The organism is Agrobacterium sp. LEGMi-208b (assembly GCF_059511785.1).
This window is the reverse complement of record NZ_CM183445.1, coordinates 2,007,379-2,032,055: the sequence shown is the minus strand read 5'-3', so window position 1 is coordinate 2,032,055 and position 24,677 is coordinate 2,007,379. Positions and strand designations below refer to the sequence as shown.

Sequence of the window (24,677 nt, the reverse complement as noted above, 5' to 3'; positions counted from 1 at the left end):
GGCCGATCAGAAACGATAGTTGAGGCCGGCCTTGATGACATGATCGCTGACATCGGTTTTCGACCTGCCGCTGGCCGTCGTCGTGGCCACATTTCCCGTGCTCACATAATTATATTCGAACTTTGCCGAGAGGCCGCCGCCGAAACTCTGTTCGACGCCTGCCCCGACCAGATAGCCCTGTTTCCAGCCATCGGGACCGGTTACGCCATTGCCATCCTTAAACTTCGTCGTGGTCAGGCCGGCAGTACCGTAAACAAGCGTCCGGTCGAGCGCCACGCCAGCCTTCATCTTGGCCGCGCCCCGGAAACGCTCCCTCAAACGGCCGTTCGGCACACGCGCTTCGTTCCCGAGGTAGGAACCTTCGAGTTCCGCGCCAACCACGCCCGAACCGAACTGGAAGTTATAACCGGCCTGAACGCCCCCCGTCAGACCCCGGCCGCTCGCCAGCGGGTTGAATTTCGGGGAGGCGACGCCACCATGCACACCGACATAGGCCCCACCCCATGAGAAGGCTGGCTGACTGCCATAATCGAAGGACTGCTGCGTATTGTAGTTCGTAAGATCGGCGGAATAGGCATTGGCTGCAACCGTGAGGGCGATAGTCGCGGCGACAAGCGATTTCTTGATGATCGACATGAATGACTCCAGACGAAACCGATGCGCCGTCTTCCGGCGCATGCAGGTTTCAGTTCGCGTTGAAGAACCGGAAACCGGCTCCCGTTTGTCTGCTGCCGCCGGCCGGCATGATGTGCGGATGCGTTCAGCAGATAAGGGGATTTTCTGCGCGAGAATTACGCTTGCATTGCATGGAGCAAATTTTGTGAGAAATAATTTATTTATTTAAATGACTTAGATGAATTTTCTTAACCGGATCGTAAGAAATTTCATTGTCGGAACGCCCTTTGCTCGTTCAAAGAGCTCTTAAGCCGGAGTATCTTTCAAAGCTATCGATCGCATTTCGAGCCGAACACAAAAGCCGGGATCGCGGTCGAAGAAGAGAACACGGCCGCAATGAAGCTCCGCCGCCTTCTGGACCAGATTTAACCCAAGGCCCGCTCCGGGCGCATTCGCGTTGATGCGGTAGAAGGGCTCGAATACCTGCTCCCGCTCGGAGACCGGGATGCCCGGGCCTTCATCGCAGACTTCGATGGCTCCCATCACGTCGACCCGGATCGTGATCGCACCCTTGCCGCCGGCATGGTCGATTGCATTGCGCAAGAGGTTGACGACCGCCATCTCGATAATCGAGGCCTGCACCGTAAAGACGGCCGCACCGGCGCTTGGCTCGAAATCGAATTCATATCCGGCATCCATAGCAATCGGGGCAAGGTCGGTCGCGATGCGCTCGACAAGTTTGTTGAGATCGCGTGGCTCCGCCGGCAGCGCCACCGCACCCACGGCCTGCATCTCCAGCAGCTGATGCGCAACGCGGGTGAGGCGATCGATATCGGCCCTGATCTGACGGCTCAGCGCGTCATCGGGCAAGAGGTCGGCTCTGGTGCGAACGATGGCGATCGGCGTCCTCAGCTCATGCGCCGCATCGGCAAGAAAGCGGTTACGGCGATTATACCCGTCATCAAGCTTCGACAGCGCGACGTTGAAGGCATCCACCAGCGGTATGATTTCAAGGGGAACTTTGGAACGGTCGATACGCTCGGAACGGTTCTCGAAATCGATGGACTGTGCCTGCTTCACGGTTTCCATCAGCCCGCTCAAAGAACGGCCAACCGCCCGCGGGGTCACGAGCAGCGTCGCGATGCCCGTCAGGATCAGCATGGGCACGACGGCGATGAGGATAATGAAGCCCAGAGCCGGCAGCACGGTCAGCCAGCGGATGGCGCCCTCGGCATCCTTTTCCAGGTCCAGCTGAACATTGATCCAGATACTCAGACCGTCGTTGGGAATCCCTTCCTCCGTCCCGGCGATGAACTGAAGCCGCCCTGCGGCTGTATCGCGGTTTTCCACGGTGGCGCGGAGTGTTCCGGCTGCTTCCAGGCGTGCGCGGTCAAAACTCCAGGGAAACACCGCCGACAGGACGGTCGGCGGGACAACCCCGTATTGCAGGACGACATCACTGGCGTCGCGCACGACAAACCAGAGATTCGGATAACGCCGTTTCAGCTCCGACAGCTCCGGCGTCGCCGAAAGTTGCGGCCTGCCCTGTCCGTCCTTCGTCACACTCTCCGCGACGATGCGCGCAGCCTCTTCATTCGCACCTTCGAGCCGCGGATCGATGATCCATATCCAGCCGATGAGAAGGATGACAAAAAGGACGAGCAGGAACGCCTGCAATGCGAAAAGGCGCTTCATCAGCCCCCATCGCAGGGATCGATTGCGTGCTCTCTTCATGTTTTCAACCGGATGAGATAACCGATGTTCCGCACGGCTCTTATCTCCACCGTGGCCTCGGCCTGCGCCAGCTTCTTCCTGATACGGGAAATGTGGGCATCGAGAGCGTTGGATTCGATCTCGTCGTCGAGCGTATAGACAGCCTCGATCAGGTTCGACCGCGTGACAATGCGGTTGGGACGCCGCATCAGCGCTTCAAGCACGAGATATTCCCGGCGCCGCAACTCGATGATGCAGCCGGCAATGCTGACTTCATTGCTTCGGGCATCGATGCTCAGATTTCCGAAACGCGCATATTTGTCGGAAAGAGAAGGGCCGCGCCTGTGCAGCGCCCTGAGGCGGGCGAGCAGTTCCTCTATCGCAAAGGGCTTGGCAAGATAATCATCCGCGCCGGCATCGAGTCCATCGACGCGATGATCGACACTTCCGAGCGCCGTCAGAACAAGGATCGGCACGGAGTGTCTGCTCCGGCGAAGCGAGGCCACCAGGTTCAGCCCCTCGCCATCGGGAAGGCGACGATCGAGGACCAGCACATCGTAAGACCCATCCCGGGCCAGAGCATCAGCGTCGCTGATGGTGCTGACATGATCCGCAAGCACATCGCGCCGGCGCAGGGCTTCGAGAAGCGCGCGCGCCATTTCGGGTTCATCCTCAAGAAGCAAGATTCGCAATGACTTTCCCCAAAGATGGATTCTTGCCATCCCCACCACTGGTCGGCGAATGTTGCAGCTACATTGCAGGAGGACGGGCAGACAATTTGTCTTGTACCCCTTGCCGATCATAATCCGAAGTCGTGGCGTGCATTTTCGCGACGCCGGTCCATCAGGTCGATGAACCCGGCCTATACCCGTGTCTCGCATAAAACCGGTCAAGCTCGCGCTGCTGCGGCATCTCACCGGTATAGATGACGATATAGTCCGCAATCCGCTGCATCCGCACCGCCACGTCTTCCTCGGACTGCATGGAAATGTAACCGATCTGCACGAGATAGGTTGTCCGGGCACGCACATCCGCCGTGTTTTCATTGAGGCCGAACCGCACGAACATGCGGGAAAGCGCCGCCATTCTCATCTCGTCGGCCTTGCGAACCTCCGCAAGAATCTCGTCGGACTGAAGGGCCCAGCTTCGCACGGCGAATTCAAATCGGCTGTCGAACAGCGAGGAATCCAGCCAGCAATCGAAAACATTCAGCATGGCCTCGGCCAGCGTCTCCGCATAGGCTTCCGACTGCCGGACAATGCTTCCGGTATTTTTCTCCCGCCAGCGGGCAACCAGCGCGGCCAGCAATTCCTCCCGGTCCTTGAAGAACCAGTAGAAGCTCGTGCGAGACAGGTTGAGCTTTTTTGCCAAAGGCAGGATTTTGACGGAATCCACGCCCGATTCCAGCAAAGCCTGATAGGCGGCCTCAAGCCAACCCTCCTGCGATCCACGCCAGCCGGTTTCGTTCAATGTCGCTTCCATGACGCGTTCGTAGCAAATTGGTCTCTGCGCGACAAGCGGGATGTACACTCATGTCAAAAGGAAAGACAATTATGTTTTGTAAATTGACACAAGTGTACATTCGCGCTTAGCCTTGGGACAGAAACCCTTTTGGAGCAGGCCATGTCGAGTGATCCCCTTCTTCAGCCTTACCAGCTAAAACACCTCACGCTGCGCAACCGCATCATCGTCACTTCGCACGAACCTGCCTATCCCGAGGATGGCATGCCGAAGGGACGGTACCGCGCCTACACCGTGGAACGGGCGAAGGGTGGCGTTGCGCTCACAATGACGGCCGGTTCCGCCGCCGTCTCCAGGGACAGCCCGCCCGTCTTCAACAATCTGCTCGCCTACAAGGATGAGATCGTCCCGTGGATCCGGGAAATGACCGACGCCGTGCATGAACAGGGTGCGGCGATCATGATCCAGCTCACGCATCTCGGCCGCCGCACCCGCTGGGACAAGGGCGACTGGCTGCCGATCCTTGCCCCATCCCATCATCGGGAAGCGGCGCATCGGGCTTTTCCGAAGAAGATCGAGGACTGGGATATCGAGCGTATCATCAAGGACTTCGCCGACGCGGCCGAACGCATGAAGGCGGGCGGAATGGACGGGGTGGAACTGGAAGCCTATGGCCATCTCATCGACCAGTTCGTCTCGCCGCTGACAAACGAGCTGGATGGCCCCTATGGCGGCCCGCTCGAAAACCGCATGCGCTTCTGTCTCGATGTTTTCAAGGCGATGCGCGAACGCGTGGGCGACGATTTCATTCTCGGTGTCCGCTACACCGCCGACGAATGTCTTGAGGGCGGCACCGGAAAGGCAGAGGGCATCGAAATCGCCAGACGTCTGAAGGACAGCGGCCTGATCGATTATCTCAATGTCATCAGGGGCCATATCGATACCGACCCGGGCCTTACCGACGTCATCCCTATCCAGGGTATGGCCAATGCGCCGCATCTCGATTTCGCCGGTGACATCCGCGCCGCGACCAGCTTCCCCACATTCCACGCCGCCAAGATTCCCGATGTCGCCACCGCCCGCCACGCCATCGCTGCCGGCAAGGTGGACATGGTGGGCATGACCCGCGCCCACATGACCGATCCGCATATCGTGCGCAAGATCATGGAAAAACACGAGGACGACATTCGCCCCTGCGTGGGCGCCAACTATTGTCTCGACCGCATCTATCAGGGCGGTCTCGCTTTCTGCATCCACAATGCGGCAACGGGCCGTGAAGAAACCATGCCGCACGAGATACCCAAAGCGGCGGAACGCCGGAAGGTGGTGATCGTCGGCGCCGGTCCGGGCGGGCTCGAGGCCGCGCGTGTCTGTGCCGAACGCGGCCATGAGGTCGTCGTGTTCGAGGCCGCCAACAATCCCGGCGGGCAGATCCGGCTGACCGCACAGAGCGAACGCCGCCGTGAGATGATCAGCATCATCGACTGGCGCATGAGCCAGTGCGAGAGGCTGGGCGTCACCTTTCATTTCAACACCTGGGCGGAGGCGGACACGGTTCTTTCGGAAAACCCTGACGTGGTCATCATCGCCACCGGCGGGCTGCCGCATACCGACGTGCTTTCGAGGGGCAACGATCTCGTCGTCTCTGCCTGGGATATCATTTCAGGAGATGTCAAACCGGGAACGAATGTGCTGGTTTTTGACGATGCCGGCGATCATGCAGGCCTGCAGGCCGCCGAATTCCTCGCAAAGGCCGGGGCGAAAGTGGAGATCATGACACCTGACCGCGCCTTCGCCCCGGAAGTCATGGCCATGAACCTCGTTCCCTATATGCGCTCGCTGCAGAAACGCGATGTCACCTTCACCGTTACCTACCGGCTGGAATCGGCGGAAAGAAACGGCAACCAACTTGTCGCCCATGTCGGCAGCGATTATGGCGGCGTGACGAAATCGAGAACCGTCGACCAGATCGTCGTCAACCACGGCACGATCCCGCTCGATGACCTTTATTTCGACCTCAAGCCCGGTTCGAAGAATCTCGGGGAAATCTCCTACGACGCCCTGCTTGCGGGAGCATCCCAAATGGTCGAGCGCAACCCGGAAGGCGCATACCGGCTCTTCCGGATCGGTGACGCGGTCGCCGCGCGCAATACCCATGCGGCGATCTATGACGCGCTGCGTCTGGCAAAGGACATTTGAGCCTGACGCTCCTGACAGACAGAGGCAGACCAAGCTGCCTCTGTCGCAGCAGCAGGAATGCAGGACCGGCGGCGTCAGGCCTGAATCAAGGCAATGCCCCGGTTCTTGAGCCCCAGTGTCACATCGCTCGCCGCCGGCAGGCTGGTTTCCACGGCATGATCGACAATGAAAAGCGTACCGATATCGGTTTCCACCTCATATTCGACGTGCCCGCCGAGATAGGCGCTGTGCAGCACCCGCCCGGCAAGCCCCTGCCCGCCCGGCTGTCCAATGGAAATCGAGCCGGGCCGCACCGCGAGTGTGGCCGGGCCCGGCCGGGCATTGCGGGCTGAAACCCGATGATCGATCCCCCCGACACGGATCAGCGCATCGGCGCCCTCAACGCCGATGACCTCGCAACCGACGACATTCGCCTCGCCCATGAAATCGGCGATGAAGGCGGAGGCCGGTGCTTCGTAGAGATCGCGCGGCGCACCCGACTGGGCGATTTCGCCATCCTTCATCACGATGATCCGGTCGGAAACCGCCAGCGCCTCATCCTGATCATGCGTCACATAAACGGCGGTGAAACCCAGCCGCTGCTGCAATTCGCGAATTTCGGTACGCACCCGGCGGCGAAGGCGGGCATCGAGGTTGGAAAGCGGCTCGTCCAGCAGCAGCACCTGCGGTTCCAGCACCAAAGCGCGGGCGACCGCCACGCGCTGCTGCTGGCCGCCGGAAAGTTCGGCAGGCAGGCGATGGCCCATGCCGGCGAGGCCGACGAGCTTCAGCCCCTCTTCCGCCTTTTCCCGCGCTTCCGCCTTGCGCAATCCCGAGGATTGCAGGCCGTAGGCGACATTGTCGAGCGCCGTCATGTGTGGGAAAAGCGCATAGGACTGGAAGACCATCGAGACATCGCGCTCATTGGCAGGCAGCATGGTCACATCCTTGTCGCCGATGAGGATGCGGCCGGAGGTCGGATGTTCGAGACCCGCCAGCATGCGCAGCGTCGTTGTCTTGCCACAGCCGGAGGGGCCGAGCAGGGTGACCAGCGTGCCGGGTTCGATGGTGAGCGACAGGTCGGGAATGGCGGTGAAGGCGCCGAAGGTCTTGCGGACATTCTGAAAGGTGACGGAGCCGGGTTTTACGGAAATCATGCGGTTTTCTCCTGGGCAAGAGGAACGGAGGAAGCGGATGGCAGGCCGGCGACGCGGTTTTCGCGCCGCAGGCGTCGCTCACCAACAATGAGCTGGAAGCCGGTAATGACGGTGATCATCACCACGATCAGCATCGAGGAATAGGCGATCGCCACACCATATTCGCCGTTCTCGACAAGGCCGACGATGTAGGACGTCGCCATGTTGTACTGGGCGCTGACAAGGAAGATGACGGCGCTGATGGAGGTGATGGCGCGCACGAAGGAATAGACCAGTGCGGCCGTGATTGCAGGCCTCAAGAGTGGCAGGATGACCTTGCGGATGGTGCGGAAACTATTGGCACGCAGCGTCAGCGACGCCTCGTCGAGGCTCTTGTCGAGCTGGCTCATCGCCGCGATGCCGCCGCGCACGCCGACCGGCATGTTGCGGAAGACGAAGCAGGCGATGAGGATGAGTGCCGAACCGGTCATTTCCACCGGCGGCAGGTTGAAGGCCATGATGTAGCTGACGCCGATGACCGTGCCGGGAATGGCAAAGCTCATCATCAGCGCAAATTCAAACAGGTTCCGCCCGGCAAATTTCTGCCGCACGATGATATAGGCGGTCAGAAGACCGACGGCAGCGGTGAGCGGTGCCGAAACCAGCGCGATCTCCATCGTTGTCCAGAACGAGTTCCAGGCAACGCCCGTCCAGGCGATCGAGCCGTTCGAGAAGCTGACGGAAAAGGCGCGGATGTAGTGATCAAGCGTCAGGGAATTATCGAGACCCCAGGTCTTCACAAAACCACCAACGAGGATCATGCCATAAACAACGATGGTGAAGATCATCCATGGCACGACGATGGCGTGAACGCCGATGGACAGGCCACGTGGCAGGGCGATATGCGCGCCGCTGTCGCCCTTGCCGGTCACCGTGGCGAAATTCTTGCCTGCCAGCCAGAAACGCTGGGCAAGGAAGGCCGAAAGCGTGAAGCACAGGAGGATGATCGCCAGAACCGCGGCGCGGGACGGATCGTTCTGCGAGCCGACGACGGCAAAGAAGATTTCCGTCGACAGCACGCCATGGGTGCCGCCAAGCACCAGCGGATTGCCGAAATCCGCCATGCTTTCAATGAAGCCGATAAGGAACGCATTGGCGAGACCGGGTTTCATCAGCGGCAACGACACCCGCCAGAAGGTGCGCCAGCGATCGGCACGCAATGTCTGCGAGGCTTCTTCCATCGACGGGCTGACACCTTCAACCACGCCGATCAGCACCAGAAACGAGATGGGCGTGAAGGAAAGAACCTGCGCGATCCAGATGCCGGTCATGCCATAAAGCCACCGACCGGGTTCGATGCCGAAAAGATAGGAAAGCCATTCGGTGACGACGCCGGCGCGGCCGAACAGCAGCGTCAGGGCAAGGCCGATGACAAAAGGCGGCGTGATGATCGGCAGAACGGTGAGAAGCCGCAGGCCCTTCTTGAAGGGAAAGCGGGTGCGGGTGGCGATCAGCGCAAAGCCAAGCCCGAGCACGGTCGAGCCGAAGGCGGTCATCAGGGCGAGAAACAATGTGCGCCAGGCAACGCCGCAACGCTCTTCACCCGTGACGCAGCCAAGGCTCCAGATGCCGGGATCCTTGATATTGCGAATAAAGCCATCGGCATTGAAGGAGCCGTCGAAATCCTGAACGGAGGCGATCAGCATGCTGCCGATCGGATAAAAGACAAAAACCGCAACGAGGAAGACCAGAACGGAAATGGCGCCGACGACAAAGGCGTCGCCTTTCATGACGCCACGTTCGGCAAGTCCGAAGGCAAAGAGAAGCACGAAGACGAACGACAGGACGACGGCGCCGGCACCCATCGAAGGCTGGCCATCGGCAAGCAGGCCGAAGAGGTTTTCACTCACCGTCCAGGTCCAGCCGGTAAAGCCGATCGCCAGCCCCTGCAAGGCAAGGAAGACGAGACCGGCAGCACCGATAAAGGCAAGCAACCCGCCCCGGCGCATCGGATCACGCATCGGCCGGACAAGGCATGCGGCAAGGAAGAAAAGAACGATGCCGACAAGCCATGGTTTTCCATAGGACAGTATCTGCAGCACGCCCGGCGCATTGCTGGCGGTGGAGAAAAATCCGGACAACCAGCGGAAGCTGAAAAAGCCGCCTTCGATGCGATACCAGGGGAGAAGAATGAGGGCAAAAGCCCCGAGCGCCAGGACGATGTCCAGCCTGCGATTGCCACGTGTCATGGCCGACCTCGCTTATTTCATGCCGATGAAAGAGTGGCGGACACCCCGGCTTTAAAAGCCGGGATGCCTGTCGCCGGAGTTAAGATCAGTTGGCGACTGCACCAACTTCGCGGTCCCAGCGCTCCAGAAGCGCCTTGCGCTTGGCCGGGTCGCCATAGGTCTTGAAGTCGTAGTCGATGAGCTTGATGTCCTCGAACTTCGGTGCTTCCTTCGGCACTTCCGCCGTCTTGTTGGAGGGAAGCTGGAAGGACTTGGCGTCCTTCATGCGCGACTGCACTTCCGGCTTCAGCGCCCAGTCGTACCAGGTCTTGGCATTGTCGAGGTTGCGTGCGCCCTTGATGATCGACATGGAGCCGATCTCGTAACCCGTGCCTTCGCAAGGCGCGATCGACTTGACGGGGAAGCCTTCCGCCGTCTGCGCCACCGCATCATGCATGAAGACGATGCCGAGCGCCGTCTCGCCACGCGCCGCCGCCTTGACCGGTGCGGAACCCGACTTGGTATATTGCGAGATATTGACGTTGAGCTTCTTCAGATAGTCGATCGCCTGATCTTCGCCCATGATCTGCGCGAGCGAGGCAAGCGCGGTATAGGCGGTGCCCGAAGAGTTCGGATTGGCGATCTGGATTTCGCCCTTCAGTTCCGGCGCCAGCAGGTCGGCCCAGCATTTCGGCTCCTTGTAACCCTTCGACTTGAAGATTTCGGTATTGTAGCCCCAGCCCAGCGCGCCGGCATAAACGCCGACAGTCCTGTAACCCGTGCTTTCGGCCTGTTTCACGGCCCAGTCCTGCAACTGGTCGAGCATCGGCGACTTGTATTCCAACGTCAGGTTTTCCGAGGCCGCCTGCATATGCGGATCGCCGGTGCCGGCCCACCAGATATCGGTCTTCGGGTTGCGGGCTTCCGCACGCACCTTGGCATAGGTCTCGCCAGAAGACAGGCGCACCATATTGACCTTGATGTCGTGCGACTTTTCAAAATCGCCCTTCATCTGTTCGCAGATCACGACATCGGCCGAGCAGATGAGGTTCAGTTCGCCCGCCGCCTGCGCGGAAACGGCGCTCAGTGCCGTGCCGGCAAAAAGCAGGGTGGAAAGTATCGTCAGTCGCATGGTTATCCTCCTGTCGCTTGCGTCTGAATTCCTGGGCCGCGCGGACATGGCGCTGCCGGTCGCGGCGCCCTGCGGCGCGCACGCTGTCGTTTGGGATGTCGGTTTTCTGACCCCTACTGGGTCTGGCTCGGGTGGATTTCGCTGTCGAAGCGGCTCAATAACCGACTTCGCTCTTCAGGCTGGCCAAAAGTGGCAAAGTCGTAATCCACCATCTTGATCATCGATATATCGGGTGCGGTCAGCGGCAATGTCGCCCGGGCATTGGAAGGCACCTGGTTCTGGCCCGCTGCGGCCCCGGTCGCCTGCCCTTCCGGGCTCAGCGCAAATTCCACGAAATCCTGCGCAAGGGCCGCATTGCGGTTGCCCTTGACAATGCTAACCGCCCCGATCTCGTAACCGGTGCCTTCGCAGGGGGCGACGATGACCAGCGGAAATCCTTCGATCTTCTGGGTCACGGCGTCATGCATGAAGGAAATCCCGATCAGCACCTCGCCCCGCGCCGCCGCCTTGACGGGCGCTGCACCCACCTTGGTATAACCCACGACATTCTGGTTCAGTTTCGTCATGAAACCGAAGGCCTCCTCCTCGCCAAACAGCTGGACCAGCGTGGCGAGCATGGTGAAGGCGGTGCCGGAATAGTTCGGATTGCCGGTCAGGATATGGCCGCGATAAATATCCTTGGCCAGATCCTTCCAGCATGTGGGCGCCGGCAGATTGTTTCTGGCGAGCAGTTCAGAATTATAAGCGAAACCTAGCGCCCCGGCATAAATGCCGGCGGACCTTGAGCCGGACATCGCATAAAAATTCTGCGCCCAAGGCAACAGATCCTGCGGATGCAGCGGCTGATATTCGTCCAGCAGCCCTTCCGAGCCGGCCTGCAGATGGGTATCACCGGTGCCGCCCCACCAGATGTCGACTGTCGGGTGGGAGCGTTCGGCACGAATCTGGTCGAGAATCTCGCCTGTGCTCCTGCGAACCATCGAAATCTCAAGGCCGCTTTTTGCCTCGAAAGCCCGCTGCATGGCCACGCACCAGGCTTCGTCGACGCCGCAAAGGACGTTCAACTTCGGCTCGGCCATGCCATGCCCTGCGCCGCACAGCCATAAAGCCATGCTCGCCGCAAGTGCGGTCAATCGTTTCACTTAAAGCCTCCCTGCCTGGAACCTCCCCGTTCCAGTCTCCACCAACAGCATGTCACATTCGGCCCGTACCGCAATCGAAGAATGGTTACCAATCTTTCACCGCACCGCCGAACAAGATTACAGATATTACAATTATGACAGAGGAGATAACCAGCGAGCCTTTGAAGATCGCCGCAGCCGCGCCTATGATGGCAGCGGGAGGAAGATGCAGTGCTTAATCAGAAGGTTCGCATTCTGATCGTCGAGGACGATCCTGATATGGCCGAGCTTATCTCGGACCTCGTCGAGGCCGAGGGCTGGCTGCCCACCTGCGCCCGCTCCGCCGAGGAAGCGGACGAGATACTGGCGCGGGACAGGATGCAGCTGGTGCTCGTTGACCATAATCTGCCCGGCACATCCGGCCGCACCTTTGCCCAGCGGCTGCGCGGCAAGGTCGATAGCGATATCGGCATTGTCATGGTCACGGCCGCCGGCAGCGCCGCCGACCGGGTTCTCGGTCTGGAAACCGCCGCCGACGATTATGTCGTCAAACCCTTCGAACCCATCGAACTGACGGCGCGGATCAAGGCCGTGTTGCGCCGGACGATCCCCTCGCTGAAACAGGAGAAGGACAGCGAGCGTGATCATGGCCGCACGGCCCTTCGCCTCGGTGACTGGGCGATCGATCTCGATGCCCGCCGGGCGGTCTGCCTCGCGGACCGCAGCCGCACGCTGACCAGCGCCGAATTCGCGCTGCTGGAAATTCTCGCAGAAACGCCCAACCAGCCCGTCAGCCGCTCGCAGATCCTCGACCGGCTGGGTTCGGAAAGCGACCGTTATATCGACCGCAATGTCGATGTGCTGGTGCTGCGGCTCAGGCGCAAGATCGAGATAAACCCCGATCTGCCGCGCCATATCAAGACGCGGCGCGGCAAGGGATATGTGCTCCATACCGATGAGGGCGAGCTTTCCCCGTGATCAGCCGTTCCTTCCTTTCCTCGATTGCCTTTCGCCTGCCCTTTGCGATCGTCTTTACCTGCGTCCTCGTCTTCAGCCTGTCGGCCATCGCCATTTATGGCCTGCAGCGGGCCCGCGATGAGATGGCGGCCTATGGCTTGCAGGCCTTCTCCAGTCTAGCCAAGGCATCGCTGGTCTCGCGGCAGGTCTCCGATCTCGTCTCCAGCGCCCCGTTCCTGATGAATGCTGCCTCGCCCTATCGCGTTTCCAGCGAAAGCCGCTCCGTGGTCCAGCAGGTCGACCTGCTGCTTGAGATGACCGGGCCGGGCAGCGGCGAACGGGCCGCACGCGGCTTTGCGAGCGAACGCATCGTTGAACTGCTCCAGCTTATCCGGGCCCAGACACTCGATCTGGCAAAGGACGCCGATGCGGCACAGGGCCATAAGGCGGAAGCGGCAGCGGCGCTCGGAGAAATCGCCACCGGTCAGGGCATCCTCGATCCCGAACTGCGCCGGCGAATGAACGGCATCGTGCAGGCCGCATCCGCATCCGACAGCCTTTTCCAGCTTGGCGAACTGCGCCGCCGTTACGTGGCGGAAACCACCGCGCGCCAGCAGGGTTACCCCGGCGAGCGCCTGCCCGTGGCGGAACTGAAGCCCTATGAGCGGGTCTTCGAAGCCCAGAGCCGCTACCTTCTGGAAATGTTCGCCATCCGCGCCTCGGTCTCCCGGCTTCACACCGTGTCGCGTGACCTTTCCCATGTGACCGAGACCCAGGGCGATGCGGTTGCGCGCAGCCTGAACGAAGACCTGATTTCGACCTCCGATGCTCTCAACCGGCTGCTGATCATTGTCGCCGTCGCCTCGCTTCTGGTTCTCGTCGTCGCGATCTTCTCGATCCGCTCGGTGATGCGTGTCTCGCGCGGAATCGTGACGCTCTCCAACGGTATGAATGCCCTTGCCAAGGGCGAGACGGATGTCGGCCCGCCCTCCTATTCGGGGCCGGAGACGGAATTGATCCGTCTGCTCGATGCATTCCGCGCCTTCCATGACAGCGTCGACCGCGTGTCACGCCTCAGGCGCACGGCGGAAGCGGCGGCCCGCACCATCCGCTCGACCTTTCGCACCATGAATGAGGGAATAGCGCTGTTCGATCCGGCTGGGCGGCCCATCACCATGAACCGCCGCATCATCGAACTTGTCGGACGCTCCGGCTCATCGCGAAAACTGCCGCTTCGCCGGTTTGTCGAACCGATCCCGGAAATCGATCCGGCTCTGCTGCCCTTCGATACGGAGCCGGGAGAACTGCTCGACCGCGCAGTCTTACGCCATCGCACTGACGATCAGCGGGTAATCGAAGTATCGATCTCACGCCAGCCGGACGGCGGCATCGTGCTCCTCGCCCGCGATGTGACCGCTCTCGATCGCCAGGAAGCGGAGGCCGTCAAAGCCCAGAGGCTTGATGGCATCATGCGCATGACCCACCAGGTCAGCCATGAGGTTGGCAACATGATCGGCATCATCACCGGCAGTCTTGGACTTCTGGAACGGGAAGCCGGTTTCAACGATCGCCAGAACCGGCACATCGCCCGTATCCGCAAGGCGGCGGACCGCGGTCGGTCTCTGGCCAGCAGCATGCTGACCATCGGCAGCCAGCAGCCGATTCATCCAAGCGTCATCAATGTCGCAAGCCTGCTGCGCGGCATGGCCGATATTCTCGAAATCGCCGTTGGTCCTAAATGCCGGATCGCGCTCGATATCGATGACGACCTTCCCTCGATACCGCTCGACCCGGCCCTTTTCGAGCAGTCCATCCTCAATCTCTGCCTGAATGCCGCAGCCGCCATGCCCGATGGCGGCCTGATTTCCATCGAAGCCGCCTTCCGAAAAGAGATGCTTGTGATCGCTGTCACCGACGAGGGCATCGGCATGACGCCGGAGGCCGTGGACAAGGCATTCGAGCCCTATTTCACCACGCGGGGCGACCATGGCGGTGCGGGCCTCGGCCTCGCCATGGTCTATGGTTTCGTTCGCCAGAGCGGTGGCGAAGCGCATATCAGCTCCAGGCCCGGCGAAGGCGCAAGGGTGGAACTGACCTTCCCGGCAAATGCCGGCCACACCTAGCGGGCAAGCTGGGCGGATTCGATCGAATCCGCCAGTATCTCCAGCCCGAGGTCGATTTCCGAATCCGATACGGTCAGTGCCGGCGCAATGCGGAAAACGCCGCCCATGCCGGGCAGCTTGACGATATTCATGCTGAGGCCGCGCAGCATCGCTTCCTGCATGATACGCGCGCCAAGTTCGAAACCCGGGGCTTTCGTATGCCGGTCGGCGACGACTTCAAGTCCGAGCAAAAGCCCGCGCCCGCGCACATCTCCAACGCATTCGAACCGTTGCTGCAGAGAGAGCAATCCCTCTTTCAAACGATTTCCGCGGACAATCGCCTGTTCCACCAGGCCATCACGCGCCACCACATCGAGAACCGTCACGCCGACTGCCGCCGGCAGGGGATCCGAAACATGGGTCGTGTAGAACAGAAAACCCCTCTCGAAGGCCTTCTGTTCGACCTCCGCACTCGTCATCACCGCCGCAAGCGGCAGGCCGGCGCCGAGTGTCTTCGACAGCGTCATGATATCGGGCGTCACACCATCGCGCTGGAAGGCGAACATATGCCCGGTCCGGCCGACACCAGTCTGCGCTTCATCGAGGATGAGCAGCATGCCCCGCTCCTCGCACTTTTTCTTCAGCGCAGCGAGATAACCGACGGGCAATTCGAGGATACCGCCGCTCGACAGGATCGGTTCGGCAATAAAGGCGGCGAGATTACCGGTCGACTGGCGGTCGATCAGTTCGAAGGCATCGTCGAGCTCGGCCTGCCAGTCATTCGATCCATCGGGGTTCCTGAAGCGCGGGCGATAGGCATTCGGCGCGGGAATAACGAGTGAGCCGGCCGTGGCCGGGCCATAACCCCTGCGGCCGGCGCTATAGGTCGCGGATGCCGCAGCCCCGGTCATGCCGTGCCAGCTCTGTGCGAAAGCGACGATCTCATGCGCGCCGGTCACGAGCTTCGCCATGCGGATCGCCGCTTCGTTGGATTCAGCGCCTGTTGTCAGCAATTGCACGCGATCGAGACCCGGCGCGAGCGTCGCCAGCCGCGCCGCGAGCTCAACGACCGGGCGGGACAACATGCCGGAGAAGAGATGCGCAACCGATGCCATCTGCCGGTTGACGGTGGCAACGATATCCGGGTGGGTATGCCCGAGCAAAGCGCTCATCTGGCCGGAGGTGAAATCGAGAATGGCGCGCCCATCGGCATCGTAAACGAAACTTCCCTCGGCTCGTTCGACGATGATCTCCTCAAAGGCCGGTCCGTAGCGGGTCAGGTGTTTGTTGGCAGCCTCCCAGAAGGCCGGTTCGTCATTGAGCGAGGCGAAGTTCTTCGCAAGATTGTCCATGGCACATTCCCCAAAAGTTTATCTTGCCGAACCATAACAGCCCATTGCCACCCCAGTCTAATTGATAGTATTTTACTCCAATATTGATAATTTTGATATCGCCATGCTCGACCTTACGCTGCTGAAGAACTTTATCATTGTCGCCCGTGCGGGCTCCATCAGCGTCGCCGCCACGCAGATCGGCCGCACCCAATCCGCGCTCAGCACCCAGATGCAGCGGCTGGAAGATTTGGTCGGCCACACCCTGCTGCAGCGAACGGGCTCTGGAGTGCGCGTAACCGCGGCGGGCGAAAAACTGCTTGCCCATGCCAGCGCCCTGCTTGCCCGGCATGATGAAATCCTTGCCGATATGGGCGAGGCGACGCTGCAGGGAACCGTGAGCCTGGGCTGCCCTGAAGATTACTCCATCGCCTTCCTGCCGGAACTGTTGAGAGGCTTCTTCGGCACTTACCCGAAAGTCGATCTGCGCATGGTCTGTGCGCCGACGACGGAATTGCGGCCCCTCCTGCAGCGTCGCCAGATCGACATGGCGCTGGTTTCGCAATCCGATCCGGATCACCGCGACGTGCTCCGCAGGGAAAGCTTCGTCTGGGTGGCGGACAGGCCGGAGCCGGATCTCATCACCAAGGACGTGCTGCCGCTTGCGCTCTCCGCACCCGTGACGCTGGATCACCGCGCGGCGTGCGACGCCATGGAAACCGCCAATCGCCGCTACCGTGTCGCCTTCGCCAGCAACAGCCTTGCCGGCCTCATCGCAATCGCGCGCTCCGGCCACGCCATCAGCGTTCTGACAAGGACCGCCGTTCCACCCGACCTTCATATCGTCAAAAGCGGACTACCACCCCTGCCGACGATCGGTATTGCCATCGAGTTTGCCGATCCGCAGACATCTTCGGCGGCCAAGGCGCTGCGCGATCACATCCGCACCGTTCTTCCGGGGCTCAGCCTTTAGCCAGGAGCGATCTATCCCTCCCCGGTGCACTCGCCGTCGCGGCGCGGCCAGAAATAGCGACTGCCGCCCGCGGTCAAGGGGTTACCATCGTTAGGCCGCTCGAACATGAGCACTAATCTGCTGCTTTCAGGGAACGCCGTCCTGAAGCGAGGAGGAACCGGAGCGCCTGACGCCATCCTGCCCTTCGATCGCCACGGGCCCTTATGCGGCGCTCAAGTCGTCCAGTTCCGTCCAAAGGGGATAGTGATCCGAGCCTTTTGCCGTTTTGTCAGCCCAGCAGCGTCTTACCTTTCCCGCCTGCGATGCGGAAACGAAACAATGATCGATGCGGCCCCCTTGCGGATGGGTGCTGCCCTCACCTTCCGGGTTCCCCCCGGCAACCCAGGCATCGGCAAGCCCGTCGCGATTGACGAGGCGGCCGTATTGGCCCGCCTGCGGTCCGATCATGCGGGCATATTCAGCGCTGTCGGCGGTGAAATTCATGTCGCCCATCACCACCATGTCGCGCGGCATCGGCGGCATGTCGCCCTCCGTCCAGCCGGCGGCGGGATCGGGATGGCCACCACACCATGCTCCCCCCTCCGCGGGCGCCCGCGCGAAAATATCGAGCATGGCCTCCACCTGCGGCAGGCGGGTCTCCGCGCAAAGATGGCTGAGATGGACGCTGTAGACGCGCAATGCCCCTTCGCCCACCGCGATCACCGTTTCCAGCATGCCCTGCTGGATCGAGTGCTGCGTTAGCGTGGCGAATTTCGGCAAGGGGAAATTGCGGCTGGAAAGGATCGGAAAACGCGACAGGACCATGGTGCCGAACTGTCGGCGGCGGGAGACGAGGCGTCCTTCGCTGCTCCGAAAACTCGCATCCATGTCGGCATTGGCGCCATAGACCCAATAGCGATCACCGAGCGCGTCGGCGATGACCTGCGGCTCATCGACCATGCCGGAGCGCGCCCAGTAACGGTCCACTTCCTGCAACGCGATGATATCGGCATCGCGGATTTCATCGGCGATGCGGGCAAGGTCGTAGCGCCCGTCGGCACCGAGCCCGTACTGGATATTGTAGGAGACAAGCTTCATGCCGCGATCCTCCCGCGTGCTTCGGCAAAGAGGTCGGGACGATCGAGATTGATGTAATCCACGCCGGCTCCGGCGATCTCGAGATGCGTGGCCGGATCGTCGCCACCGTAATAAACCATGACGTCCAGTCCGGCAGCACGGCAGGTGTCGACAAGACCCGGACGCATCATCTGCGCGGGCGTGATCTCCAGGATCGACGCATGATGCAGCGGCCCCGCCAGCGACGGCGATTTCGCCATGTCGAGCGTGATCATCTTGCGAAACTCGGGAGCAGCGGCATGAAGACCGTCGCGCATCTGCGCGCTGAAGGAGAAATAGAACGTGTCACTTACCATGCCGAGATCGCGAACCAGTGCCGCAAGTTTGACCGGGTCGCAAAGCTTCAGCTCGATATAGACGCCGCAGCGGCCGCGCAGATGCTCCAGATAGGCATCGAGACGCGGCACGGGCTCGCCCGCGAACTCCACCCCGAACCAGGCGCCCGCATCGAGCCTGTCGATCTCCTGCGCGCAGGCGTGACCGATGGGGCCGGTGCCGTTCGTCGTCCGCTCGAACGTCTCGTCATGTAGCACATACAGCACGCCGTCGGCGCTTTCGCGAACATCGAGTTCGATGTAATCCGCCCCCTGTTTCAGGGCCAGATCCGCCGCAGCAAAGGTGTTTTCCGGTGCAAAGGCGTTTGCACCGCGGTGGGAAACGATCAGCGTCATTGGGCGACCTCCGCCGCATGGGAAGATTGGAACGTGGACGGCACGGGCTCATGGATGGTCGTGGTGATATCGGCGTGGAGGCCCGGAAGCCGATTACCCTCGGCATTAAAGAACAGCGTGCGCTCCGCATCAAAGGCGAGGCCGGCGGCTTCGCCGATCGCGAAGCGCGCCTTCTCACCGGCTTCCAGCGCGTGCAGACGGCCGAACGGGGTGTCCAGCGTGTAGAATATCTCGCGGCCCATCGGCTCGATCAGCGATACTTTGCCAGTCATCGCCGCCTCCGCCGGTGCAATCATTGCGATATCCTCGGGCCGCAGGCCGAAGGTGATATCGCCGCGGTAGGTCGCGGAAAGGTTCATCACCCGTTCGCCGACCAGCACCGTGTCGACACGCGCCTCGCCCTTGATCAGGTTGATCGGCGGCGAGCCGATGAAGCCGGCGACGAAGATGTCGCGCGGGCTGCGGTAGAGTTCGTCGGGCGTACCGGTCTGCGCGATGCTGCCATTGTTCATGCAGATGATCCGGTCGGCCATGGTCGTCGCCTCGATCTGGTCGTGGGTGACGATCAGCGTGGTGATGCCGAGGCGGGCCTGGATCGCCTTGATCTCGGCGCGCATGGCGATGCGCAGCGTCGCATCGAGATTGGAGAGCGGTTCGTCGAGCAAAAGGATGTTCGGCTCCTTCACCAGCGCGCGGGCCAGCGCCACACGCTGCTGCTGGCCGCCGGAAAGCTGTCCGGGACGGCGCTCAAGCAACATGTCAACCTGCACGAGGGCCGCCGCCTCGCGCACCCGCCTGTCGGCTTCGTCCCTCGGGACATCCTTGAAGCGCAGCGGAAAGGCGATGTTCTGCTGCACCGTCAGATGCGGATAGAGTGCATAGGACTGGAAGACGATGCCGACATTGCGGTCGCGGGCGTCGACGCGATTGACGGTGTGATCGTCGAAGAGGATCTGTCCCGAGGTCGGGGCATAGAGGCCCGCGAGCAGGAACAGCGTCGTCGATTTCCCGCACCCCGAAGGACCGAGGATGGCGACAAATTCGCCGTCGTTGATGGTGAGGTCCATCGGCCGAAGCACCTGGGTCTGGCCCCAGCTTTTGGTGACTTTGTCGAGTGTGATCTTTGCCATTCTCTTATCCCTTGATCCCGCCGAAGCTCATCTGGGTCAGGTATTTTTGCGTGAAGATGTAGAGGACGAGCGCCGGCAGCACGTAGACGACGCCGACGGCGGCGACGAGGCTGTAGTCGACGCCCATGCTGTCCTCCGAAACGAAGAAGAGGTAGAGGCTCATCGTCAGGCTGGTCTTTTCGATCAGCAGGGTCTGCACAAAGACATATTCCTCCCAGCCGCGCAGGAAGGTGAAAGTCCCGACCGCGATCAGCCCGCCGACGACCTGCGGCAACACCACCATGCGGAAGGCCTGAAAACGCGAGGCGCCGTCCGTGATCGCGCTCATCTCGATGTCCCAGGGAACGGCGTCGAAGAAGCCCTTGAGCACGAAGATCGCGAAGGGCAGTTCGAGCGCGCACAGGACAAGGATGACGCCGGAGAGCGAGTTGAGAAGACCCATCCAGTACATCTGGATGAAGATGGCCACTGTCAGCGCCAGCGCCGGAAAGGCGTGCAGCAACAACAGCCCGCGCAGAAAACTTTCCCGCCCGGCGAAGGAAAAGCGCGACAGCGCATAGGCGGCGGGTGCGGCAACGACTGTCACGATCAGCGTCTGCGCGCCGGCAAAGGCGAAGGAATTGCCCATCGCCGACCAGACCGACGGCATGAGGCCGATGCGGCTCTGGCTGCCGCGCTCGGCCGCCACGCTGGCGGGGTCCCAGAGAAAGGCAAAATTGTCGACAGTCAGGTAGGGGCCTACTCCGAGCGCGAAGACGGCGACCGTTGCAAGCATCACCCCCCACCGCAGCCGCCTGGCTGTTTGCCCCTCGGGGGCAAAGAGTGCAATGGCGATCAGCGCGAGATAGCCGGCCGCAGCGACAGCGAACAGCCGCCAGAGGATGGCGGTTCCATCGCCGCCCTTATCCGTCAGCGAGATTGCCAGCAGCCAGAGGTAAGGCAGGACGATCGGCAGCGAAATGACGGTAAGGAAGCCGATGACGATGGCCAGAAAGCCGGTGCGGTTCCAGAGCGTCCGGCGGGCCAGGCGGCTCCAGTCCGTGGCTTTTCGGTCCGGAGCCCCTGCGATGGTGGTCATGGTCATTTACAATACCTCGATTTTCGGGGCCGTGAAGCTCTGCTTCATGCCGGTCATGCGCCATTGCACCAGCGTGACCGCAACGCCGATCACCATCAGGCCGAGCGCCAGCGCCGCACCATAGGCATAGGCGCCGCTTTCGAAGGCGCGGCGATAGACGTACAGCGCGTAGGTGGTGGAATCGTAGACCGGTCCGCCGTGGGTAATCAGCAGGATGTATTCGTAGGTCGTCATCAGCGAGAGCGCCTGGTAGATGCTGATGAAGCGCAGCGGCGGCAGCAGCGCCGGCAGCACCACATGGCGCAGCACCGACCATTCGCCAGCGCCATCGATGCGGGCGGCGCTGAACAGATGCAACGGGATGGAGCGGATCGTCGAGGTCATGATGACCATGGCAAAGGAGGCGCCGACCATGCCGTTTGCGATGACGATCAGAAGCAGCGGCTGGTCGTTGCGCAGATTGAGCAGCGGAAAGCCGAGCGCGCCGCCGATCTGGTTGATAAGGCCGTAGGAGGTCGGATCGGCGACCCAGATCCACAACACGCCGTAAAGCACCGCCGGGCTCATGCGCGGCAAAAGCCAGAGGCCGCGGAAGAAGGCGCCAAGCCGCTCCGGCACCGCCGTCGTCGTAACCGCAAGGATCGCCCCGAGGCCGATATTGAACAGGAACAGCGTGGCCGTCACGTAGATGAACGTGGTCATCAGCACCATTGGCAGGCGGCTGTCGCGGCCGAGCATGCGCATGACGTTGTCGAAGGTGAATTTCTCCACCTTCAGATTTGCGCCCATATTGGTGAAGGCAATGACGACATCGATCAGGATCGGCGCGATGAAGAAGACCGACAATATGACGATCGCAGGCATCAGATAGAGGATCGGGCGGGCGGGCCGGTGGTGTCTTGGCGGTCGTGACATCATGGATGGGTCCTGAATGCCGAAGGCAGGCGGAAGCTTGGGCCCGCCTGCCTTCGCTGATCGTCAGTTGGAGAGCGCGTCGCGAATTTCCACCTCGCTGCCGAACTGGACTTCCAGCTCGTCGGCGATGAATTCGACGGCCTCGGCAGCGCTCATGCGGCCGGTCTCGACGGCCTGGAGGCCGCTGAACAGCACCTTGTTATAGCTGCCGAACTTGGTGTGGTTGGGTACGAATTTGGCGTGCACCATCATCGGCGATGCAGCTTCAAGCGCCCAGTTCGCCTTGTAGTCGGGCATCGCAGTCTGGGCGTTGCTGATGGCGGTGTGGTAGGAAGAAACCGCGTGCTTGGTGTTGAAATAGGGAAGCGAGGCGAGCGCCACCAGATCGGCAGCGATCGCGGCATTCGTTCCCTTCGGATTGATCGCGTAGGCGATCGGGTGCGACAGGTTGGCGGGTTTTCCGCCCTTTTCGGCGGCCGGCGCCGGGATCCAGCCGATCTTGTTGAAATAACCCTTGCCGTCCGTCGGCCAGGTTGCGCCGAGCTTGTCGCCGACCTGCCAGGCAACAGCCCACACGCCCTGATGGAAGACGAAGGCCTTTTCCTGCTTGAAGGCGGTCTGGATCGCCTCCCAGCTCATCGCCGTGTTGTCGACGGGGGTGACACCTTCCTTGGCGTTGCGCTCATACCAGGAGAGGGCCGCTTCCATTTCCTTCTTGGGGAAAAGCAGCTTGCCGGTTTTCTCGTCGGTAAACTTCACGCCATTCGACGCGAAGACCATCAGATAATCGATACCGACATTAGGGCGATGCAGCATCCCGTACTGGGCGGCACCCTTTTCGACCACTTCCTTGCTGAGTGCGGTGAAGTCGTCGAGCGTGAACTCACCCGTCTCGACCTTGGCGGGAATGGCATCGATAAAGGCTTCGTCCTTGCCGATCTTGCGCAGCATGTCCTTGTTGTAGAAGAACATGCGGATCTCGGCGTCCTGCGGGATCGCGTAGACCTTGCCATCGGTGCCCTTGACGGAATTCCACAGCACCGGCAGCACATCGCCATAGACCCATGGCTTGGCGGCGATTTCCTCATCCAGCGCCTTGGCATAGCCGTCGGTCGCAAACTGGCCGATCCATTCGTGCGGCAGCAGATAGATATCCGGGCCCTGATTGACCGCAAAAGCCTTCAGCGTATCGAGAGCGTAGTCGTCCCAGCCCTTCTGGCCGCTGTTGTTTGCCTCGATCACGATCGTCTTGTCGATGCCGGCGGCCTTGTACTGGCTGTTCAGGATAGCGGCGGCGTCCTCGATGTTGGTGATGCGCGCAGGGCCATTGCGATCGGCAAGGGTCCACAACTTCAGCTTGATTTCCTCGGCATTTGCGGCCGATGAAAGGAGAGCGATAGCGGTCGCTGCGAGAGTCAGGGTTCGAAACATGATTACCTCACTTGGATTTGGTGGAATAACGATGGTTGAGTAATTAATTAAGTTGCTTACTTAACAATCGAATGACAATCCTGTGGTGGCACGCGATTTTTTTGAGACATCGAAAATGCTGAATGAAAAAACTGATTTAATGGGACTGAGCGGCAGCCATCAGCGGCTCATCCACCTTCTGCGGCGCTCGGCGCCGGCGTCACGGGCAGAGCTGGCAGCCCTCTGCGGCCTCACCCCGGCAGCGGTCAGCATGCTGATCCACGAGCTGATGGTGCGCGGCATCGTTGTCGAGAGCGGGCGGCGGCAAGGTCATCGGGGACCACCGCAAATCGATTTGCGGCTTTCCCCGGAGGCGGGCTATGCGCTCGGCATCCATGCCGATTACTATTCCGTCTATCTGACGCTCCTCGATTTCTGCGGCACGCTCCTCGGCGAGCACCAGATCCGCAACAGCGCCGCAACCTTCGATAACGTTGCGGCAACGATTGCGGAAGGCGCGGAAGCGCTCCTGTCGCGAACCGGCATATCGGCCGCCGACCTGATCGGCGCCGGTTTTGCGCTGCCCATCCGTTTCCGCAGCACGGAGCCCGCGCTCGATCTGGCCGAGGACGTGGGCCGATGGGGCGGCATCGATATCGCGGCCACCTTGTCGGATGCGCTGGGCTGCTCCGTAATCGTGGAAAATGACGCCAATGCCGCCGCCATCGGCGAGTTGACGGTCGGCAACCCGGAACACCACAAGAGCTTCTTCCACCTCTATCTCGGCAGCGGTATCGGCGGCGCGGTCGTTCTCAACGGCAATCTCCATCGCGGCGCCATCGGCAATGCCGGCGAGATCGGCGCGCTGCGCCCCCGCTCCATGTGTCGGCCGTCATTCGACGACCTTGCCGCCTGGCTCAAGGCCGACGGCGTTGTCCTGCCACAGGGGCGAGACCCCGATGAATGGGAGACCGTGCTGGCCACCGCACCGGAAAGCGTGGAACGGTGGCTGCAACGGGCCGGGCCGGAAGCCGCGCGCCTCGCCTTCGCAGCCGGCGCCATTCTCGATCCGCCCGCTATCTATATCGGCGGTACGCTTCCAAAAAGTGTCCGCCGCGCCCTGATCGGATGGATGGATTTCTCGCAGCCGGCGCTTTTCGACGGCGCCACGCTTGGCCAGCCCCGCATTCTTCTGTCGGAAATCCCGGCCACGAACAGCGCCGCCCTCGGCGCGGCAGCGCTCGTCCTGCACCATATGACTTCGCCGCCCTAAGCCGTCCCTGAAATGCGCCGGCGACAAGCCGCGGCAGTCACGCAACGCGGGGGCTACGCAAGTACGGTATCCCGACCCTGTCCGCATCGGCGCCGGTTCCGGCTCTCCCGGCGTGTTGCCTATTTACGATGACAACC

The 24,677-nt window shown here is 61.4% G+C and carries 21 protein-coding genes; 6 read left to right on the top strand and 15 right to left on the bottom strand.

All coding sequences use genetic code 11. From position 1 onward, the window contains the following. Window positions 1-6 precede the first annotated feature (6 nt). The gene (locus AC5YUO_RS09820) at window positions 7-636 is read right to left on the bottom strand and encodes an outer membrane protein (RefSeq protein WP_496153169.1); all 630 of its coding nucleotides are present in this window, start codon (window positions 634-636) and stop codon (window positions 7-9) included. Here AC5YUO_RS09820 and AC5YUO_RS09815 point away from each other — a divergent pair. After that, window positions 626-844: a hypothetical protein gene (locus AC5YUO_RS09815; RefSeq protein WP_496153168.1), complete on the top strand. Its 219-nt coding sequence runs from the start codon at window positions 626-628 to the stop codon at window positions 842-844. The two genes, AC5YUO_RS09820 and AC5YUO_RS09815, sit on opposite strands and share 11 nt — an antisense overlap. Window positions 845-921: 77 nt before the next feature. Here AC5YUO_RS09815 and AC5YUO_RS09810 read toward each other — a convergent pair whose 3' ends face one another. The 3 genes from AC5YUO_RS09810 to AC5YUO_RS09800 form a co-directional block, all read right to left on the bottom strand. Next, window positions 922-2,310 carry a sensor histidine kinase gene (locus AC5YUO_RS09810; protein ID WP_496153167.1) on the bottom strand — a complete coding sequence of 463 codons (1,389 nt, stop codon included), beginning with the start codon at window positions 2,308-2,310 and terminating at the stop codon, window positions 922-924. Window positions 2,311-2,345: 35 nt separating this feature from the next. After that, window positions 2,346-3,020 (bottom strand): response regulator transcription factor, encoded by a 675-nt coding sequence (locus AC5YUO_RS09805; RefSeq protein WP_496153166.1) that lies wholly within the window; start codon window positions 3,018-3,020, stop codon window positions 2,346-2,348. Between the two features lie 151 nt (window positions 3,021-3,171). Beyond that, window positions 3,172-3,810 carry a TetR/AcrR family transcriptional regulator gene (locus tag AC5YUO_RS09800; RefSeq protein ID WP_400819699.1) on the bottom strand — a complete coding sequence of 213 codons (639 nt, stop codon included), beginning with the start codon at window positions 3,808-3,810 and terminating at the stop codon, window positions 3,172-3,174. A gap of 141 nt (window positions 3,811-3,951) precedes the next feature. Between AC5YUO_RS09800 and AC5YUO_RS09795 the strand changes: the two genes are divergently transcribed. After that, window positions 3,952-5,988, top strand: a complete 2,037-nt coding sequence (locus AC5YUO_RS09795) for an oxidoreductase (RefSeq protein ID WP_496153165.1) — start codon at window positions 3,952-3,954, stop codon at window positions 5,986-5,988. A 74-nt stretch (window positions 5,989-6,062) separates the two neighbouring features. On the opposite strand, the gene AC5YUO_RS09790 is transcribed toward AC5YUO_RS09795, so the two are convergent. The 4 genes from AC5YUO_RS09790 to AC5YUO_RS09775 all read right to left on the bottom strand — a co-directional run bounded on the left by AC5YUO_RS09790 (window position 6,063) and on the right by AC5YUO_RS09775 (window position 11,605). After that, window positions 6,063-7,124 (bottom strand): ABC transporter ATP-binding protein, encoded by a 1,062-nt coding sequence (locus AC5YUO_RS09790; RefSeq protein WP_496153164.1) that lies wholly within the window; start codon window positions 7,122-7,124, stop codon window positions 6,063-6,065. Beyond that, window positions 7,121-9,352, bottom strand: a complete 2,232-nt coding sequence (locus tag AC5YUO_RS09785) for an ABC transporter permease (protein WP_496153163.1) — start codon at window positions 9,350-9,352, stop codon at window positions 7,121-7,123. Before AC5YUO_RS09785 ends, AC5YUO_RS09790 begins: the two co-directional genes overlap by 4 nt. An 85-nt stretch (window positions 9,353-9,437) precedes the next feature. Beyond that, window positions 9,438-10,463 carry an ABC transporter substrate-binding protein gene (locus tag AC5YUO_RS09780; protein ID WP_046801267.1) on the bottom strand — a complete coding sequence of 342 codons (1,026 nt, stop codon included), beginning with the start codon at window positions 10,461-10,463 and terminating at the stop codon, window positions 9,438-9,440. Window positions 10,464-10,576: 113 nt separating this feature from the next. After that, entirely contained in the window at window positions 10,577-11,605 is a 1,029-nt protein-coding gene (locus AC5YUO_RS09775) for an ABC transporter substrate-binding protein (protein WP_496153162.1), read from the bottom strand. A gap of 210 nt (window positions 11,606-11,815) precedes the next feature. Between AC5YUO_RS09775 and AC5YUO_RS09770 the strand changes: the two genes are divergently transcribed. Further along, complete coding sequence (locus AC5YUO_RS09770; protein ID WP_046801265.1) at window positions 11,816-12,562, top strand: response regulator transcription factor; 747 nt, start codon at window positions 11,816-11,818, stop codon at window positions 12,560-12,562. Continuing rightward, entirely contained in the window at window positions 12,559-14,664 is a 2,106-nt protein-coding gene (locus tag AC5YUO_RS09765; RefSeq protein ID WP_496153161.1) for a sensor histidine kinase, read from the top strand. Before AC5YUO_RS09770 ends, AC5YUO_RS09765 begins: the two co-directional genes overlap by 4 nt. On the opposite strand, the gene AC5YUO_RS09760 is transcribed toward AC5YUO_RS09765, so the two are convergent. Beyond that, entirely contained in the window at window positions 14,661-15,995 is a 1,335-nt protein-coding gene (locus tag AC5YUO_RS09760; protein ID WP_496153160.1) for an aspartate aminotransferase family protein, read from the bottom strand. The two genes, AC5YUO_RS09765 and AC5YUO_RS09760, sit on opposite strands and share 4 nt — an antisense overlap. Window positions 15,996-16,098: 103 nt before the next feature. Between AC5YUO_RS09760 and AC5YUO_RS09755 the strand changes: the two genes are divergently transcribed. Next, window positions 16,099-16,947, top strand: a complete 849-nt coding sequence (locus AC5YUO_RS09755) for a LysR family transcriptional regulator (RefSeq protein WP_496153159.1) — start codon at window positions 16,099-16,101, stop codon at window positions 16,945-16,947. Between the two features lie 201 nt (window positions 16,948-17,148). Here the strand turns inward: AC5YUO_RS09755 and AC5YUO_RS09750 are convergent, their stop codons facing one another. Genes AC5YUO_RS09750 through AC5YUO_RS09725 form a run of 6 tightly spaced genes read right to left on the bottom strand, consistent with a single transcriptional unit; the run spans window position 17,149 to window position 23,288 of the window. After that, on the bottom strand, window positions 17,149-18,024 hold the full coding sequence (locus tag AC5YUO_RS09750; protein ID WP_496153158.1) for an endonuclease/exonuclease/phosphatase family protein: 876 nt from the start codon (window positions 18,022-18,024) through the stop codon (window positions 17,149-17,151). Further along, the gene (locus AC5YUO_RS09745) at window positions 18,021-18,734 is read right to left on the bottom strand and encodes a glycerophosphodiester phosphodiesterase (protein WP_496153157.1); all 714 of its coding nucleotides are present in this window, start codon (window positions 18,732-18,734) and stop codon (window positions 18,021-18,023) included. Before AC5YUO_RS09745 ends, AC5YUO_RS09750 begins: the two co-directional genes overlap by 4 nt. Beyond that, complete coding sequence (locus AC5YUO_RS09740) at window positions 18,731-19,864, bottom strand: ABC transporter ATP-binding protein (RefSeq protein ID WP_496153156.1); 1,134 nt, start codon at window positions 19,862-19,864, stop codon at window positions 18,731-18,733. Before AC5YUO_RS09740 ends, AC5YUO_RS09745 begins: the two co-directional genes overlap by 4 nt. Before the next feature lie 4 nt (window positions 19,865-19,868). After that, window positions 19,869-20,948, bottom strand: coding sequence for a carbohydrate ABC transporter permease (locus AC5YUO_RS09735; RefSeq protein WP_496153155.1), 1,080 nt, complete (start codon window positions 20,946-20,948; stop codon window positions 19,869-19,871). After that, a complete protein-coding gene (locus AC5YUO_RS09730) occupies window positions 20,949-21,860 on the bottom strand; it encodes a carbohydrate ABC transporter permease (RefSeq protein WP_496153154.1) in 912 nt (303 codons plus the stop codon). A gap of 60 nt (window positions 21,861-21,920) precedes the next feature. Beyond that, window positions 21,921-23,288 (bottom strand): ABC transporter substrate-binding protein, encoded by a 1,368-nt coding sequence (locus AC5YUO_RS09725; protein WP_496153153.1) that lies wholly within the window; start codon window positions 23,286-23,288, stop codon window positions 21,921-21,923. 115 nt (window positions 23,289-23,403) lie between these two features. On the opposite strand from AC5YUO_RS09725, the gene AC5YUO_RS09720 reads away from it, so the two are divergent. Continuing rightward, complete coding sequence (locus tag AC5YUO_RS09720) at window positions 23,404-24,540, top strand: ROK family transcriptional regulator (RefSeq protein WP_496153152.1); 1,137 nt, start codon at window positions 23,404-23,406, stop codon at window positions 24,538-24,540. Window positions 24,541-24,677: the final 137 nt, after the last annotated feature.